Origin of the sequence: Halosimplex salinum, from assembly GCF_003730195.1 — an archaeon.
In the GTDB taxonomy this organism is placed as follows: domain Archaea; phylum Halobacteriota; class Halobacteria; order Halobacteriales; family Haloarculaceae; genus Halosimplex; species Halosimplex salinum.
Genome location: NZ_QWGG01000004.1, coordinates 432385 through 448626 on the forward strand (window position 1 = coordinate 432385; position 16242 = coordinate 448626).

15 protein-coding genes are annotated in these 16242 nt (G+C 69.2%); 10 read left to right on the forward strand and 5 right to left on the reverse strand.

Annotation, left to right across the window (positions count from 1 at the left end):
• Window positions 1-67: 67 nt before the first annotated feature.
• Window positions 68-841, reverse strand: coding sequence for a TMEM165/GDT1 family protein (locus D1409_RS13410; protein WP_123537483.1), 774 nt, complete (start codon window positions 839-841; stop codon window positions 68-70).
• Window positions 842-1033: 192 nt separating this feature from the next.
• Window positions 1034-1837 carry a helix-turn-helix transcriptional regulator gene (locus tag D1409_RS13415; RefSeq protein ID WP_123537484.1) on the reverse strand — a complete coding sequence of 268 codons (804 nt, stop codon included), beginning with the start codon at window positions 1835-1837 and terminating at the stop codon, window positions 1034-1036.
• A 272-nt stretch (window positions 1838-2109) separates the two neighbouring features.
• On the opposite strand from D1409_RS13415, the gene D1409_RS13420 reads away from it, so the two are divergent.
• Window positions 2110-3165 (forward strand): DMT family transporter, encoded by a 1056-nt coding sequence (locus D1409_RS13420; RefSeq protein WP_123537485.1) that lies wholly within the window; start codon window positions 2110-2112, stop codon window positions 3163-3165.
• A gap of 52 nt (window positions 3166-3217) precedes the next feature.
• Here D1409_RS13420 and D1409_RS13425 read toward each other — a convergent pair whose 3' ends face one another.
• Window positions 3218-4057, reverse strand: a complete 840-nt coding sequence (locus D1409_RS13425; RefSeq protein WP_123537486.1) for an enoyl-CoA hydratase/isomerase family protein — start codon at window positions 4055-4057, stop codon at window positions 3218-3220.
• Window positions 4058-4186: 129 nt separating this feature from the next.
• Here D1409_RS13425 and D1409_RS13430 point away from each other — a divergent pair, with 129 nt between their 5' ends.
• Together D1409_RS13430 and sod are read left to right on the forward strand one after the other, a co-directional pair.
• Window positions 4187-5587, forward strand: a complete 1401-nt coding sequence (locus D1409_RS13430) for a cryptochrome/photolyase family protein (protein ID WP_123537487.1) — start codon at window positions 4187-4189, stop codon at window positions 5585-5587.
• Window positions 5588-5857: 270 nt separating this feature from the next.
• The gene (sod, locus tag D1409_RS13435) at window positions 5858-6469 is read left to right on the forward strand and encodes a superoxide dismutase (RefSeq protein WP_123537488.1); all 612 of its coding nucleotides are present in this window, start codon (window positions 5858-5860) and stop codon (window positions 6467-6469) included.
• 7 nt (window positions 6470-6476) lie between these two features.
• Here sod and D1409_RS13440 read toward each other — a convergent pair whose 3' ends face one another.
• A complete protein-coding gene (locus D1409_RS13440) occupies window positions 6477-8210 on the reverse strand; it encodes a histidine kinase N-terminal 7TM domain-containing protein (protein ID WP_123537489.1) in 1734 nt (577 codons plus the stop codon).
• Window positions 8211-8310: 100 nt separating this feature from the next.
• On the opposite strand from D1409_RS13440, the gene D1409_RS13445 reads away from it, so the two are divergent.
• The 4 genes from D1409_RS13445 (at window position 8311) to D1409_RS13460 (ending at window position 10459) form a co-directional block, all read left to right on the forward strand.
• Window positions 8311-8607 carry a DUF5827 family protein gene (locus tag D1409_RS13445; RefSeq protein WP_123537490.1) on the forward strand — a complete coding sequence of 99 codons (297 nt, stop codon included), beginning with the start codon at window positions 8311-8313 and terminating at the stop codon, window positions 8605-8607.
• Window positions 8604-9407, forward strand: coding sequence for an ATPase (locus D1409_RS13450; RefSeq protein ID WP_123537491.1), 804 nt, complete (start codon window positions 8604-8606; stop codon window positions 9405-9407). The genes D1409_RS13445 and D1409_RS13450 overlap by 4 nt, the downstream gene beginning before the upstream one ends.
• Before the next feature lie 107 nt (window positions 9408-9514).
• Window positions 9515-9892: a hypothetical protein gene (locus D1409_RS13455; protein ID WP_123537492.1), complete on the forward strand. Its 378-nt coding sequence runs from the start codon at window positions 9515-9517 to the stop codon at window positions 9890-9892.
• 39 nt (window positions 9893-9931) lie between these two features.
• Window positions 9932-10459: a hypothetical protein gene (locus D1409_RS13460; RefSeq protein ID WP_123537493.1), complete on the forward strand. Its 528-nt coding sequence runs from the start codon at window positions 9932-9934 to the stop codon at window positions 10457-10459.
• A 27-nt stretch (window positions 10460-10486) separates the two neighbouring features.
• Here the strand turns inward: D1409_RS13460 and D1409_RS13465 are convergent, their stop codons facing one another.
• Complete coding sequence (locus D1409_RS13465; RefSeq protein WP_123537494.1) at window positions 10487-11062, reverse strand: MBL fold metallo-hydrolase; 576 nt, start codon at window positions 11060-11062, stop codon at window positions 10487-10489.
• 190 nt (window positions 11063-11252) lie between these two features.
• On the opposite strand from D1409_RS13465, the gene D1409_RS13470 reads away from it, so the two are divergent.
• The 3 genes from D1409_RS13470 to D1409_RS13480 all read left to right on the forward strand — a co-directional run bounded on the left by D1409_RS13470 (window position 11253) and on the right by D1409_RS13480 (window position 16204).
• Complete coding sequence (locus D1409_RS13470; protein ID WP_123537495.1) at window positions 11253-11834, forward strand: HalX domain-containing protein; 582 nt, start codon at window positions 11253-11255, stop codon at window positions 11832-11834.
• Window positions 11821-12507 (forward strand): RAD55 family ATPase, encoded by a 687-nt coding sequence (locus D1409_RS13475; protein WP_449404903.1) that lies wholly within the window; start codon window positions 11821-11823, stop codon window positions 12505-12507. The genes D1409_RS13470 and D1409_RS13475 overlap by 14 nt, the downstream gene beginning before the upstream one ends.
• A 547-nt stretch (window positions 12508-13054) precedes the next feature.
• Complete coding sequence (locus D1409_RS13480; RefSeq protein WP_123537497.1) at window positions 13055-16204, forward strand: FAD-binding and (Fe-S)-binding domain-containing protein; 3150 nt, start codon at window positions 13055-13057, stop codon at window positions 16202-16204.
• Window positions 16205-16242: the final 38 nt, after the last annotated feature.

Consider the following 16242-nt stretch of genomic DNA (forward strand, 5'->3'; position numbering starts at 1 on the left):
TCGACCGGACTCGCTTGGGTGTGGCGATCAGGAGTCGGCGACGGCCCGCTCGTCCGCGGTCGACCGGTCAGCCCAGCGCCGCGACCGCCGGCAGGGCCGCCGCGAACGTGCCCACGAGACCCTCGACGAGGGCTGTGACGGCGTCGACGACGGTCTCCCACACGGAGAAGCCGGTGAGCAGCTGGAGGAAGGTGTCGAGGCCGAAGAAGAAGAACAGGGCGGCGCCGGCCAGGTGGGCCTTCACGGCGTCGAACCGGCCGGAGAAGGTGCTGAAGAAGTAGGCGTTCGCGAGGCTCACGGGGATGATGACGAGCATCTCGCCGACCCAGATACCCGGGTGGGCACCGTACTGGACGGCGAGACTGATCGTGACCAGCTGGGTCTTGTCGCCGAACTCGCCGGCGGCCATCAGTACGAAGATGGGGAGGAAGCTCCCGAAGCGGTTCGGCACGTCGTAGCCCAGTATCGACACGTCGAGCTCCTCGCCGGTGCCACCGACACCGGCGACGCCGCCGTCGGTCTGGGCGGCGTCGACTTCCTGGCCCGTCGGGGTGACCCGTCCGCCCTCCGGGGTCGACCGGAGGAGCAACACGCCGAACAGCAGAAACAGTCCGCCGGCGATCACGTCGAGATACACCGGCGCGAGCGCGCCCTGGAGCGCCTGCCCGAACCAGATCTCCAGCGCGGTCCACCCCGCGAACGCCAGGCCGGCGGCGCTGACGACGGTCAGCGGGTCGAACCGCGTCGCCAGTCCGGCGATGATGAACTGGACCTTCTCGCCCGGGAGGACGGCCAGTTGCGCGACCATCGCCGCGACCATCACCGTCAGGAAGCCGTCCACGTGGGACTCACCTCCGGGCGTCCCCGACGTCGACGGACGTCGCGACGGGCGCGGGTATCGACGGACACGAGACCGTTCACAGGGATAGTTTAGAATCGTCTAAATCATAAGCGTGACGGCCTCGGAACCGGGCGGCCGACCCGTAGCGGCCGACCGTTGCCGATTTCCGCGTCACCGCCGACAGGGGTCGTCTCAGGTCTCGTCGCCGAACAGGTCGTCCCGGCCGAGCGGGTCGCTCGTCTCCCAGTAGCGTTCGAAGGCGGTCTCTGCCCACTCGAAGACGGCTGGGTCGTCGGTGTCGACCGACGCGCGGAGGACGCCGCTGTCGTCGCGGACGAGCAGGTGGACGGTGTCGTCGACGATCGTCCCCGCGATCGGGATCTCGTCGTCGCGGACGCGGACCGTCGCGTCCGCGGCGTCCAGAAGCGTCCCCAGACGGCGTCGCAACGTCGGCTCGCTCGCCAGCGCGTCGATCGCGCTCCGGGAGAAGACGCCGCTGAAGTCCAGACCGCCCTCGTCGGTCCGGTCGGCCATCAGGCCGAGCGTCTGCTCGTTGAAGGCGTGGGAGAACGCGCGCACCTCGCCGGCGTCCCGTTCCAGGGCGAGCAGCCGCTGGAGCGGCGCGTTCGGTCGCGTCTGTGTCGGCACCGTGATCGTGGCGTCGGCGAGACACGCGAGGTCGAAGTCCATCGCCCCGGTGGGGAGGAACTCGACGATGTCGCGGAGTTTCCGCTCGGTCTCCAGCACGTCGAGCAGGTCCGAGAACGCCCCGGCGACGAGTTCGCCCGTCGCAGTGGCCTCGTATTTACCGTCGACTCGGCGGACCCACGACCGCTCCTCGAAGTCGGCGAGGATCCGCCCGAGCGTGGCCTGCGACGCGTCGGTCTCCGCGGCGAGATCCGACCGGCTGCGCGCGCCCGCGGCCAGCGACTGCAACACCGCGACCCGGTTGGGCGAGAGTGCGAGGAACTCAACGTCGTCGAGCGCCGCGTCCATACCCTTCCTGACGGGCGTCGGGCTAAACCGCTTTCGGGGACCGCTCGCCGCGACGGGCCCCCGGTCGAACGCGTCGTGAAACGGTTTCACGCCGTGCAAACCGACCGCGGTTCGACCGCCTTTCCCAGCGCACAACATTTTCTAAACGAGCCTATAAGGCCCCGAAACGTAGGAAATTCCAAGATGATATCTATCACGTCCTCTCCGCCGCGGACCCGCTCTCTCCGAACGCACCGCGGGGTAGCCCCCGTCGGTTCCCCGGGGGTGTCGCCGTGATCGGTCGGAAGAGCCTCGTCGCCTTCCTCGCGACAACCGTCTTCTTCGGCGGCACGTTCGTCGCGGCGAAGGCCGGCCTCGAACACTTTCCGCCGCTTCTGTTCGTGGCACTGCGATTCGACGTCGCGGCCGTCGCGCTGTTCGCCTTCGTCGCGCTCACTCGCACCCGCGAGGAACTGATCCCGCGAACCCGGGGCGACCTCGGCGGCATCGTCGCGACCGGCCTGTTCGCCATCGGCCTGACGAACGCCCTGTTGTTCGTCGGGCAGCAGTTCGTCACCAGCGGCGTCGCCTCGATCATCGCGAGCCTGAACCCGATCCTCACGCCGGTGTTCGCCGCCGTGTTGCTTGCCGACGAGCGCCTCTCGGCCCGCGGCGCCGTCGGGATGGCGCTGGGACTGCTCGGAGTCGTCCTCGTGGCGAACCCCGACCCGGCCGCGCTGCTCTCGGGCGGCGTGTTCGGGGAGGCGCTCATGCTCGTCAGCGCGGTCTGTGGCGCGCTCGGATCGGTGCTCATCCGCCGGTCGGACGCCGACATCTCCAGCACCGTCCGAACCGCCTGGGGACTCCCGCTCGCGGCGGTCGTCACGCACGCGCTGAGCGTCGGCGCCGGTGAGTCCTTCGCTGCGATCGCCTGGAACCTCGAATCCCTGCTCGCGCTCGGTTACGTCGCGCTGTTCGCCGGCGTGCTCGCCTACATCGCCTACTTCGGCCTCATCGACGACCTCGGGGCGATCCGCGCCAACCTCGTCTTCTACGTCGTCCCGGTCGTCGCCACGCTCGGCGGCTGGGCGCTCCTGGGCGAGACCATCTCCGGGCTCGCGGTCGCCGGCTTCCTCGTCATCTTCGCCGGGTTCGCCATCATCGGCGGCGACTCCCTCGACGACCCGTGGATCCGCGGTACGCTCCCCGGCCGCATCGCGACGTCCGACAGCCTGTTCGCGCTCGACGACGCCTACGCGACGGACGGGGGACAGTCCGAGAACCCCGACGAGGGCGCCGCGAACTCCCGGTTCGACGCCGACTCCCCGGCCTGTCCCGCGGACGACTGAGACGGGACCGTTCCCACTCCGGAACCGGCGACGGTCGACACCCGACGCTGGCTCACTCCCCCTCGAATTCGGGGTCGCGACTGGCGACGAAGGCGCGGACGCCCTCCTCGTGGTCGTCGGTCGACGCGGAGACGATCTGGGCGGCCGCTTCGTTCTCGATGGCCTCGTCGAGCGAACTCGTGAGCCCCTGCTCGACGAGCCGTTTCGACTGTTTCAGCGCGACAGTCGGCCCCGAGGCGATGCGGTCGACCACTCCGGCCACGCGCTCCTCGAACTCGTCGTCCGAATACACGTGGTTGAACAGCCCGACCTCGGCCGCGCGCTCGGCGTCGATGAGTTCGCCGGTCAACAGCAGTTCCTTGGCGACGTTCTCGCCGACCATCCGGGGCAGGAGGTGCGAGGCGCCTGAGTCGACGTTCAGCCCGACCTGCCGGAAGCCGAAGCTGATCGACGCCGACTCGCTGGCCAGCAGCACGTCGCAGGCGATTGCGAGCGCACCCCCGGCGCCGTAGGCCGGCCCGTGGATCTTCGCGACCGTCGGCAGGTCGCAGGTCGCGACCGCTCGCACGGCACCGGCGGTCTCGTCGACGATGCGCTGGACGCGCTCGTGGGCCGGGTTCTCGCCGTCTCGCGGGTCGTCCGACCCGCTCGACTGTTCCGAGGCGCTTCGCGCCTCGCTATCCAGTCCGTCCACCATCGCGTCGATGTCGCCGCCCGCGCAGAACGTGGGGCCGTTGCCTGCGAGGACGACACAGCGGGCCTCGTCGGGGATCTCGTCCATCGTCGCGATGAGGTCCGTCGCGACGCCGCTCGTCAGGGCGTTGCGCATCTCCGGGTGGTCGAGCGTCACCGTCGCCACGCCGTCGGTCACGTCGAGTGTGACGTTGTCCATGCTCCCAGTGAACGCCGCCGGGCGGTTAAGCGTGCGTGCCGGCCGCCCCCCCCCCCGCCCGACCGCATCCTCGCTCTTGCCCCACTCGTTTGGGGGTACTTTCAGGCAGCAGTCCCGACGTACCCCTGTATGCGACTCCACTGGCATCGACGGGACCTCCGGGCCGCCGACAACCCCGGACTCGCCACGGCGGCCGCGGACGGCCCCGTCGTCCCCGTCTTCGTCTTCGACCGCGACGTGCTCGCCCACGCCGGGCCGCCCCGCGTCGCGTTCATGCTCGACGCGCTCGATTCCCTTCGCTCGTGGTACCGCGAGCGCGGCAGCGACCTCGTGGTCCGCCACGGCGACCCCCGCGAGGTCCTGCCCGACCTCGCCGAGGAGTTCGACGTCGACGGCGTCACGTGGGGGAAGGATGTCTCCGGCCTCGGCCGCGAGCGCGACGCGGCGGTCCGGCAGGCGCTGGACGCCGCCGACGTGACGCGCCAGAGCGTGCAGGACGCCCTGCTCCACGAACCCGGCTCCATCCGAACGAACCAGGGCGACGTGTACTCCGTGTTCACCTACTTCTGGAAGAAGTGGCGCGGCCGCGAGAAGGACGACCCCGCCGATCCACCGGCCGAGAGCGACCTTGCCGATATCGCCGACGACGAACCGCTCCCCGCGCTCGCCGACCTGGGCTTCGACGAACCGGAGGCCGACGTGCCGCCGGCCGGGACCGACGCGGCCCGCGACCTCCTCCACGCGTTCTGCGAGGACGACATATACGACTACGACGACCGCAGGGACTACCCCGCGGACGAGTGCACCTCTCGACTCTCCGCCCACCTGAAGTTCGGGACCATCGGGATCCGCGAGGTCCACGAGGCCGTGACCGAGGCCAAGAACGCGGTGGTGGGCGTCGACTACGACTCCGCCGAGGAGTTCGAGTCGCAACTGGCGTGGCGCGAGTTCTACAGTCACGTCCTCTGGAACAGTCCGAACGTCGTCACGGAGAACTACAAGGAGTACGAGCGGCCCATCCAGTGGAACCACGACCCCGACGGACTGCAGGCGTGGAAAGACGGCGAGACGGGCTATCCCATCGTCGACGCCGGGATGCGCCAGTTGCGGCGGGAGGCGTTCGTACACAACCGCGTTCGGATGCTCGTCGCCTCGTTCCTGACGAAGGACCTCCTGATCGACTGGCGCGAGGGGTACGACTGGTTCCGCGAGAAACTCGTCGACCACGACACCGCCAACGACAACGGCGGCTGGCAGTGGGCCGCCTCGACGGGCACGGATGCCCAGCCCTACTTCCGGATCTTCAACCCGATGACCCAGGGCGAGCGCTACGACCCCGACGCCGAGTACGTCCGCGAGTACGTCCCCGAACTCCGCGACGTACCCGCCGACGCGATCCACCAGTGGCACGAACTCGACGCCGGCCGACGCGAGATGCTCGCGCCCGACTACCCCGGCCCCATCGTCGACCACAGCCACCGCCGGGAGCAGGCCATCGAGATGTTCGAGCGAGCGCGGGGAGACGACTGAATCGCGTCGCCCAGCTATCCAGCCGGTCAGTCAGCCGGCTAGTCGGCCAGCCAGCCGGCAAGCCACCCACCCAGCCAGCCGCTCCGCCGTCTCCGACTCCGCCCCGATACCACGAACTGCTGACCAGTCCCCGTCGATATCGGCCGCGGAGAATTCGCTGTCTACCGCGGCTCAGGCCCCTATTACCGGGGATATGTGTGCCACTCTCACCCATCCAGTTCCTCAAACTTTAACAGGTATCCAGCCTACCCTCAGGATGGAGGGATATCTATGCCAGAACATTCCAATCCCGAGCTGCCACCGCTCCCGTATGACTACGACGCTCTCGAGCCGCATATCAGCGAGCAGGTGCTCACGTGGCACCACGACACCCACCATCAGGGGTACGTAAACGGACTCGAGTCCGCCGAGGAGACGCTCGCCGACGCGCGCGAGTCGGGCGACTTCTCGTCGACCGGCGGCGCGCTGGGCAACGTCACCCACAACGGCTGTGGCCACTATCTCCACACGCTGTTCTGGGAGAACATGGACCCGAACGGCGGCGGCGAGCCCGACGGTGACCTGCGCGAGCGCATCGAAGAGGACTTCGGCTCCTACGAGGGCTGGAAGGGCGAGTTCGAGGCCGCTGCCGGCGCCGCCGGTGGCTGGGCCCTGCTCGTCTACGACCCGGTCGCCAAGCAGCTGCGCAACGTCGCTGTCGACAAGCACGACCAGGGCGCGCTGTGGGGCGCCCACCCGGTCCTGGCGCTGGACGTCTGGGAACACTCCTACTACTACGACTACGGCCCGGACCGCGGTAGCTTCGTCGACGCGTTCTTCGAGGTCGTCGACTGGGACGAGGTCGCGAACCAGTACCAGACCGCCGTCGGCCACTTCGAGTAACGACGAGTCAGTTCACCTTCGCCGTTTTTTCGCCGGTGTACACCTCGATACGAGCGCCGCCGCCGTCGCCGTTCGCGGCCGCGACCGACCAGCCGTGCTGCGCGGCGATCTCGGTGACGATCGACAGCCCGAACCCCGTCCCGTCGCGAGTCGTCGTGAAGCCGTCGTCGAACACCGACTCGAGGTCCGCGTCGTCGAACCCGGGACCGTCGTCGGCGACGGCGAAGCCCCGTTCGTCCGCCAGTGGCTCGACGGAGACGGCCACGTCGCCGCCGTGCTGGACCGCGTCGTCGGCCCCTGGCCGACTGCTCGTGGAACCGTGTTCCACGGCGTTGCGGAAGAGGTTCTCGAAGAGCTGGCTCAACCGGTCGCGGTCCGCGTCGACGGTCAACCCGTCCACCGAGACCTCGAGGGACGAGTCGAACGTGTCGACGTGGGTCCACGCCGACTCCGCGACGGCCTCCACCTCCACGCGCTCCAGGTCGAGGTCCTCGTCCTGCCGGGCGATCGAGAGGAGGTCTTCGATGAGGCGCTCCATCCGGTCGTGAGACCGCTCTACCGCGTCGAAGTGCTCGTCGGCGCCGTCCCGTCGCGCGAGTTCGAGTCGACCGGACGCCACCTGGAGCGGGTTGCGAAGGTCGTGGGAGACGACGCCGACGAAGCGGTCGAGTTGCTCGTTGCGCCGCCTGAGTTCGAGTTCGCGCTGGCGCTGGTCGGTCAGGTCGACGAGCATGAACACCCGGCCGACGACTTCGCCGCGGCGTTCGACCAGCGGCGACACCTGCATCCTGTAGTACTCCTCACCGACCTGGATCTCGTGTGTCGACGCGGACCGCCCCGTGGTCGCCGCCGCCGGGTAGGCCTGCTCCCCCAGTCGGTCCGTGAACAGCGCGGCGACGTCGCTGCCGACCGCGTCGCTCTGGGAGACGCCCAGTAGCTCGCAAGCGCTCTCGTTGCTGTCGACGACGCGACCCCGTTCGTCGGCGACGAGGACCGCCGTCTCGATCGTGTCGAGGACCACCTCCGTCGCGACCGGCGTGATGTCGAGGAACCGCTCTCGCACGACGGCCCACGTGAACACGACGCCGGTGACCGTGAACGCGATGGCCGTCGGGTCGAACGGGAGATCCGAGAGCATCGAGACGACGTTGGCGGCCCAGGGGACGAGCGTCGCGACGACGACCGCGGCCACCTGGCGCTGGTAGAGGTATCGCGAGCGCAGTGCGAAGACGACGATGAGCACGACCGCGCTCGCGAGGAGCAGGTACGAGTAGATCGTGTGGATCTGGAACGCCGGCCCCACGGTCACGGTGACGCCGTTGAGTCCGCCGTCGTCGACGCCGACGACGGTCGTCTCGACGGTCGACCAGACGAGTCCGTGTCGCTCGTTCGTCCAGATGAGCGCGCCCATCACCGCCGGCTGGACGCTCAGGAGCGCGAGCGCTCGGCGGGTGACGTACTCCCCGCGGCCGGTGTACTCGAAGGCGAACACCAGCAGCGACGGGACGAGGACGAGGACGCTCGTCAACACGAGCTGTTCGGAGACGACCGCTACCCGGGTACCGGGGCGGAGCGTCCCGAGCAGCGAACTCCCGGCCCAGACGCCGGCGGCTGCGAGCAGCGCCACGAGCGGTTTCCCCCCGTTCTCCTCGCGATTGCGCCAGGCTATCAGCGCCGCCACTCCGGAGACCGCCGTCGAGACCGCCAGCCCGACCTGATAGACGGCCTGCCACTCGACCATTACGCCGAGTTAGACAGGTGCGGAGTTAAAACCCCGACCGGGTGGAGCCGGCTCGGCCCGGATCGGTCCATTTACTCCGCGCTCCGTCGTATCGCGGGACATGCCACGACCGAAAGACGAGTTCGACGACCTGCGCCCGCTGGAGTTCCGCGACCCCGCCGAAGTGCTCGACGCCGACGAGATGTACACGATCTACGAGGTCGGCCGACTCCTGCAGGGGGTCGACCCCGAGGCGGAACTGGATATCGAGACCGAGAACGTCCTGCTGGACTGGGCGATCCCGTGGATGCTCGGGCACAGCCAGAAGTTCGTGTTCGCCGAACCCGAACACGACGCGGACCCGGGGTACTACGGACTCGCACCGGGCGTCGGCCCCGAGGACGCCGCCGAGCAATGAGGATACTGGTCGCCGGCGGCGCCCGCGTCGACGCCGGCAAGACCACCTTCTCGACCGGACTCGTCGCACGGACCGGCGCGGTCGGGTTCAAACCCCGCGCCGGCAACGACTACTGGTACGACCACGACGATTACCGACACGCTTCCACCGAGGGGCGCCTCTACGGCAAGGACGCGCGAAAGCTCGCCGCCGCGAGCAGCGGGCACGTCGCTCCCGAGGAGATCAACCCCGTTCACCGCCTCTGGCGTCCGTCCCCCAGCGGCGGGACGGGCCTGCTCGGGCAGGACGGTCGCGAGTTCATCGTCGACCGCGTCGGCGACGAGTACGTCGTCAACGGCACCGTCGACCTCCCCGAGACCGTTCGCGACGCGCTCCCGCTCGCTGACGCACCCCGCGTCTCCGCCGTCGGCGAGTTCAACGACCTGATGGCGGAGCGTCACCTGGCCGTCCAGCGGGACCTGCTGTCCGCGGTCGAGGGGACCGACCGCGCGGTCGTCGAGTCCTACGCCGACGTGGCGCGACCGTTCCGGGACACCGACCCGGACGCCGTCGCGGTGGTCGACCCCGGTCGCGTTCGCGTCTACGACGGCGACCGCTACGCGAAGGGGTGTGCGGTCGCCTCCGGCGGCCCCGGAACCGGCCAGCTCGAGGAGCGAGTCGGCGACGTGACCGACCTGGTCGAACCGACGGCCGACGCGGCGCTGCCCCCGCTCTCGGCCGAGGAGCGGGCCGACCCCGCGGCCGTCGCGGACGCCTACGACCACGCCTACGACGCCGTGCTCGCCGCCGCGTTCGAGTGATCTGAGACCGCCTGTTCGTGCCCGTTTCTCGCCCGTTGTCGGCCCGTCCCCTGCCGATTTGTCCTCCGGCACCCAACGCATATCGACGCGTCGGCCCAACTGCACACGTGACCGAACCAGTGCTCGTCGCCGGCTGTTCGACGGGACTCGCCCCGACGACATCGCGGGATATCGGGAGGTCGGTGATGCCCCGGCGGGTCGTCGTCTGGGTCCACCGGACGGACTGGCTGTGGCTGATACTCGGCGGCTTCTCCCTGCTCGGGTACCTGTTCTGGTACGACGAGGCGCTGGCGACGCTCCCCGGGAGCCTCCGGGACCCGCCGGACGACTACCCGCCCCACTGGCCGCTGGACTTCGCGGTGACCGGGCTGGCCGGCGGCGTCCTCACCTATCTCGGGTTCCGGCGCGCGACCGACCTGGCGACCGGTCGCCGGGAGCGGCGGGTCCGGTGGTCGTACGACTCGACCGAGGAGGCGATGCGGTGAGGGCCGGGGTCCTATCCGTCTGCGGCCCGAAGCGCGCGCGTGGTCAACGCCTTCTGGCTGGACCGCGACCTCGAGCGGGCCGCGCGGTGGCTCGTCGACACACACGTCACCAGCAGCGTCTTCGAGTGCTCGATGGTCCTCGCGACGGCGGTCCAGTTGCGCGGCTACGACGGCGATGACCTCTCGTTCACGCACCCGGACAATCCGCTGACGCGGTGGGCCGCCGATTCGGTCGAGAACTGGGGGTATCTCCGCGCGTACACCGCGGCCGCACACGAGGAGTGGCGCTACCGGTGGGACCACACGCCCGACGAGACCCACGGGTCGTGGGACCAGATCGCCGCCCTCGACGGAGCGGCCGTTCGCGCGCTCGACTGGCCCGCCGACCGCCTCACCGACCCGCCACAGTTGACCGGGGAGTGGCGGGCCGACGACTACGTCGACGCCTACCGCTTCTACTACGCCAACGACAAACGCCACCTCTTCTCGTGGAAGAAAGACCGCTCGGAGCCGCCGTGGGTCGACGAGTACACGGTGGCAGAGTCGGCCGACGGCGACGCCGAGTGACGGTTCGGCGCCCCCGTCTCGGTGGAGTCAGAACTGCGCGGCGCGGAGCGCGGCCTCGATGTCGCCGTACGGGTCCTCGGTGACGCTCGGGCCGTGGCCGGTGTGCATCTCGGCGAGTTCCGGCGAGACCGTGTCGCGGACGTACTCGATGCTGTCGATCAGGGTGTCGCGGTCGCCCTCGGCCAGATCGGTGCGGCCGAAACTCCCGTTGGCGAAGACGAGGTCACCGGCGAACAGGATCTCCGGGCCCGCGGCGTAGAAACAGAGGTGGTCGTCTTTGTGTCCGGGGGTGTGGAGCGCCTCGTAGCTGTGGTCGCCGAGCGCGACGGTGTCGCCGTCGGCGACGGCGTGGTCGACGAGTTCGTGGTCGGGGTCGAACCCCCACACGTCGGCGTCGAAGGCGTCGGCCAGCGCGGCGGTGTTGCCGACGTGGTCCGGGTGGGTGTGGGTCAGGACCACCGCGTCGAGGGCGGCGTCGCGTTCGCGGACTTCGGCGACCGCGTCGAACTCGCTGCCGGCGTCGACCACGACTGTTCGGTCGCCGGTGACGAGGAAGGCGTTACTCGTGAAGACCTGCTGTCCCTGGGCGACGTTGGTTATCACGGGTTCGGATAGGCTGGGGGACCGTTAGAGCATGTCGCTTCGGCGTTGAAGGAGGCCGTCGCGACGCGTCACACGAGCGGCCGTTCGGGGAAGTGTATCGGCCGAAATCCCGTCGCTGTCTGGTATCACGCGCGGAACCATGACCCACAGGGCTATGTGTGATGAACAACAAGCACGCCGTAGAGAGCAGATGACAGGATCGGACAGGCCAGTCGTACTCATCGTCGAAGACGAGCCCGACGTCGCCGAGACGTACAACCTCTGGCTCGCCGACGAGTACGAGGTCAGGACGGCCCAGAGCGGAGACGAGGGGCTGGCGGAACTCGACGAGGGAGTCGACGTGGTGCTCCTCGACCGGATGATGCCCGGACTCTCCGGCGACGAGGTGTTGGCGCGGATCCGCGACAGGGGGCTGGACTGTCGCGTCGCCATGGTGACCGCGGTCGAACCCGACTTCGACATCCTCGAGATGGGGTTCGACGCCTACCTCTGCAAGCCTATCCGGAGCGAGCAACTCCACGACACGGTCGAGAACCTGCTGGAACGCTCCAACTACGACGACCTCCTCCAGGAGTACTACTCGCTGGTCGAGAAGCAGGCGACGCTCGAGGCGACGAAGAACAGCGCCGAACTCGCCGACAGCGAGGAGTACGCCGACCTCCGCGACCGGGTCGATGGCCTCCAGGACGACCTCTCGGACACGCTCGGTGGTATCGACGACGACGAGGACTTCATCGCCACGCTGCGAGGGTTGAGCGATGTCGAGGAGTAGTGATTCCGGGACGATGTACGACCTGACCGACGTCCTCGACTTCGACGAACTCGCATCGGTCCGCCCGGGGTCGAACATCCTCGTCTCCGGCCCGGCCATGAGCGGCAAGGAAGACCTCGCGATGTCCGTGCTCGCGGACGGCGCCGAGGCCGGCCAGGGCTCGCTCGTCGTCACGACCGGCGAGCGCGGCGAGACCGTCCTCGAGGAGTTCCTCGACCGCGCCCCCGGGGCCGACGAGTCGACCGTCAGCGTCGTCGATTGTCGCGGCGACGGGAGCCGACGCGGCGAGGCGACCGCCGGCGGGAGCTACCTCTACCACGTCTCCTCGCCCGGTGACCTCACCGGCATCGGCATCGGGATCACGGAGTGTCTCGAGTACCTCCACAACAACGGCGCCGACGACGGCCGGTTCGCCCTCACGTCGCTGTCGACGATGCTCACCTACACGGACCGCAAGACCGTCTTCAAGTTCTGCCACGTCCTCTCCTCGCGGTTCGACTCGGCGGGCTATCTCGGCCTCTTCACTATCGACTCGTCCGCCCACGACGACCAGACCCTCCAGGTCATCAAGCAAGCCTTCGACGGCATGATCGAGATCCGCGAGTCCGACGGCCAGCGCGAGGCCCGCGTGCTCGGACTCGCCGGCCAGCCGACCGAGTGGCGCGAGTTCTGAGCGGCCACGACAGGTCCCAGCCGACTCCGTTTGTAGGTCTTCACAGATTTCACAGGCGCCCATCGTTCTCCTCGTCGACCGATGCCAGCCAGCCGTCGCTCCGTGGAGTCGCCGCCAGTACGGAGTGTGGGCCATCGATCGCTGATCTATTATTTCGAGGATCACTGGGTGATGGATCAGAATCAAGGCATAATTATGTCCTTATAGGCAAGGTTTATGCGAATCTGCTGAAAGTACTCGGATGCAACGTTCGAACGCGGACGCGTTCGACCGAGCACGGACGAACCACTGTCCGAGGCGAGACACGCCCGGACCGAACGACCCACGCATCGCGCGCCAACCGACCGGAACCACTGCCAGCCACCGTAACCACCGGCGAACCACCGCGGTACTGTCATCGGAGGCGCTATCCGTACCGAGTAGCGCCGTGCCGTACTCCATCTGGACGGCTCGGGCCGCCACGGCGGCCGCTCGCGCCGTCCTCCGAAGCGCTGACCCGTCAGCCGAGGCCGTGGCTTTAATCTGAGGAGGCGCGTACGCGTCGCGCATGGGAACGAGCGACCGGCCGGAGTCCGATCCGTCGCGTGACCCGCGAGCGGAGTACGACTACGCGGCCGACGCGGTGGCGCGACCGGGACTCGTGCGGGACCTCCGGGACCGGGTGACGGGCGAGGTCAGGTTCGACGAGTACTCGCGGGAACTGTACGCGACGGACGCGAGCATCTACGAACTGACGCCCGTCGGCGTCGTCTACCCCGAGTCGACGGCCGACGTGGCGGCCGTCGTCTCCTACTGCGCCGAGCGATCGATCCCCGTCCTCCCGCGGGGCGGCGGGACCTCGCTGGCCGGGCAAGCCGTCAACGAGGCGGTCGTGCTCGATTTCACTCGTCACATGGGAGAGGTGCTCTCCGTCGACCCCGAGGCGCGCCTGGCCCGCGCCCAGCCGGGGGCGGTCCTCGCCGAACTGAACGCCGAACTCGCGCCGCACGGCCTGAAGTTCGCCCCGGATCCCGCGTGGGGCGACAAGTCGGCGCTCGGCGGTGCCATCGGCAACAACTCGACGGGCGCGCACTCGCTCCAGTACGGCAAGACCGGCGCGTACGTCGAGGAGTGCGAGGTCGTGCTCGCCGACGGGAGCGTCACCCGCTTCGGCGAGGTGACGCTCGCGGAACTGCGAGCGAAAGCCGCCCCGGATGGCGACCTCGAAGCGCGCATCTACGCCGAACTCGCGCGGATCGTCGACGAGGAGGTCGAGGCGGTCGAGTCGGCGTTTCCCGAACTGAAGCGCAACGTCTCGGGCTACAACCTCGACGCGTTCGTCGCGGAGGCCCGCGAGGCGCTCGACGTCGAGGGCGAAGACGGCGAACCAGCCACCGTCAACGTCGCTCGCCTGCTCGCGGGGAGCGAGGGGACGCTCGCCATCGTGACCGAGGCGTCGGTCTCGCTCGAACCCGTCCCGGAGACGAAGGGGCTCGCGCTGTTGACCTACGAGACCCTGCTCGAAGCGCTGGAGGACGTCGAACCGATCCTCGCCCACGACCCGGCGGCCGTGGAGGTGCTCGACGGTGTGCTCCTCGACCTCGCGGCGGAGACCGAGGAGTTCGGCGAACTCGTCGACTCCGTGTTACCAGCGGGGACGGGCGCGGTCCTGCTCGTCGAATTCTACGCCGAGAGCGACGCCGCGGGCCGGCGGCGCGTCGCAGACCTGATCGCCGACCGGCTGGGGGACACCGGCGGCGCCGACGCCGGGCGGGCGGCGACGGAAGTCGAACCCTCGGCGGACGCCTCGGACCTGACCGACGCGCCGATCCGCGCCTTCGGCGCTCGCGAGGCCCACGACGACGCCGAGCGCGCCCGGTTCTGGAAGCTCCGCAAGAGCGGGCTCCCCATCCTGCTCTCGCGGACGACCGACGCGAAACACCAGAGCTTCATCGAGGACACGGCGGTGCCGCCGGAGAACCTCCCGGAGTTCGTCGCCGACTTCCAGGCCGTCCTCGACGACCACGACACGTACGCGAGTTTCTACGCTCACGCCGGGCCGGGCTGTCTGCACATCCGCCCGCTGGTCGACACGAAGACGGTCGACGGCGTTGACCAGATGGAGTCGATCGCCGACCGGGCGACGGACCTGGTCGTCGAGTACGGCGGCAGCGTCTCGGGCGAGCACGGCGACGGCCGCGCGCGCACCCAGTGGTCGGAGAAACTCTACGGCGAGGAGGTCTGGGAGCTCTTCCGTGACCTCAAGCGCGCGTTCGACCCCGACTGGCTCCTGAACCCGGGACAGGTCGTCGGCGTCGACGACGCCGCGGTCGACGCCGGCACCGCGCCCGACCGCGCCCGGACCGTCGACATGACCGAGCACCTCCGCTTCGACCCCGAGTACGAGTTCGACGCCGGCTTCGAGCCCGAACTGAACTGGGAGAACGACAACGGGATGCAGGGGATGGTCGAACTGTGTCACGGCTGTGGCGGCTGTCGCGGCGGACAGGAGACGACCGGCGGGGTGATGTGTCCGACCTACCGCGCGGCCGACGAGGAGATCACGGCCACGCGAGGTCGGGCGAACATGCTCCGGCAGGCGATGAGCGGCGACCTCCCCGACGACCCGACCGACGACGAGTTCGTGAGCGAAGTGCTGGACCTGTGTATCGGCTGCAAGGGCTGTGCGCGGGACTGTCCGAGCGAGGTCGACATGGCGAAGCTCAAAGCCGAGGTCGAACACGCCCACCACGAGGAGCACGGTACCACGCTCAGGGATCGGGTGTTCGCGAACGTCGACCGGCTCAGCGCGCTCGGGAGCGCGACCGCGCCGCTCTCGAACTGGCTCCAGAAGATCCCCGGGAGCGGCGCCGTGACGGAGCGCGTGCTCGGTATCGCGAGCGAGCGGACGCTCCCCACCTTCGAGCGGGAGTCGTTCGTCGACTGGTTCGCCGGCCACGAGCCGGCCGTCTCGGCCGCCGAGGCCGACCGCAAGGCGCTGGTCTTCCCCGACACCTACACCAACTACAGCAACCCGCAAGCGGGGCAGGCGGCCGTCCACGTCCTCGAAGCGGCCGGCGTGCACGTCGACGTGCCCGACGACGTCGTCGCGAGCGGCCGCGCCGCCCACTCGAAGGGCTTCCTCGACACGTCCCGCGAGCGCGCCGAGCGCAACGTCGACGCGCTCGCCCCCCGACTGGCCGACGGCTGGGACCTCGTGGTGGTCGAGCCCTCCGACGCGGTGATGTTCCAGCACGACTACCTCGACCTCCTCTCGGGCGAGGCCGTCGAGACGGTCGCCGACAGCGCCTACGGCGTCTGCGAGTACCTCGACACCTTCCGAATGGACGACGTCGTCGACTTCGACGCCCCCGACGAGTCGCTCACCTACCACGGCCACTGCCACCAGAAAGCGACCAAGAAGGACCACCACGCCGTCGGCGTCCTGCGCCGCGCGGGCTACGAGGTCGACGCGCTGGATTCGGGCTGTTGCGGCATGGCCGGCAGTTTCGGCTACGAGGCCGAGCACTACTCGATGAGCCGCGCCATCGGCCGGATCCTCTTCGACCAGGTCGACGACAGTCCCGGGGAGTCGGTCGTCGCTCCGGGCGCCTCCTGCCGGTCACAGCTCGCGGACCGCGACGGGGCCGAGACCGACCCTCCGCACCCGATCGAGCAGTTGGCCGACGCGCTCGCCGCGCCGCCCGCGAACGAGTGATACTTGGTAACGCCACTCACGAAATCCCGCCAAGTTTT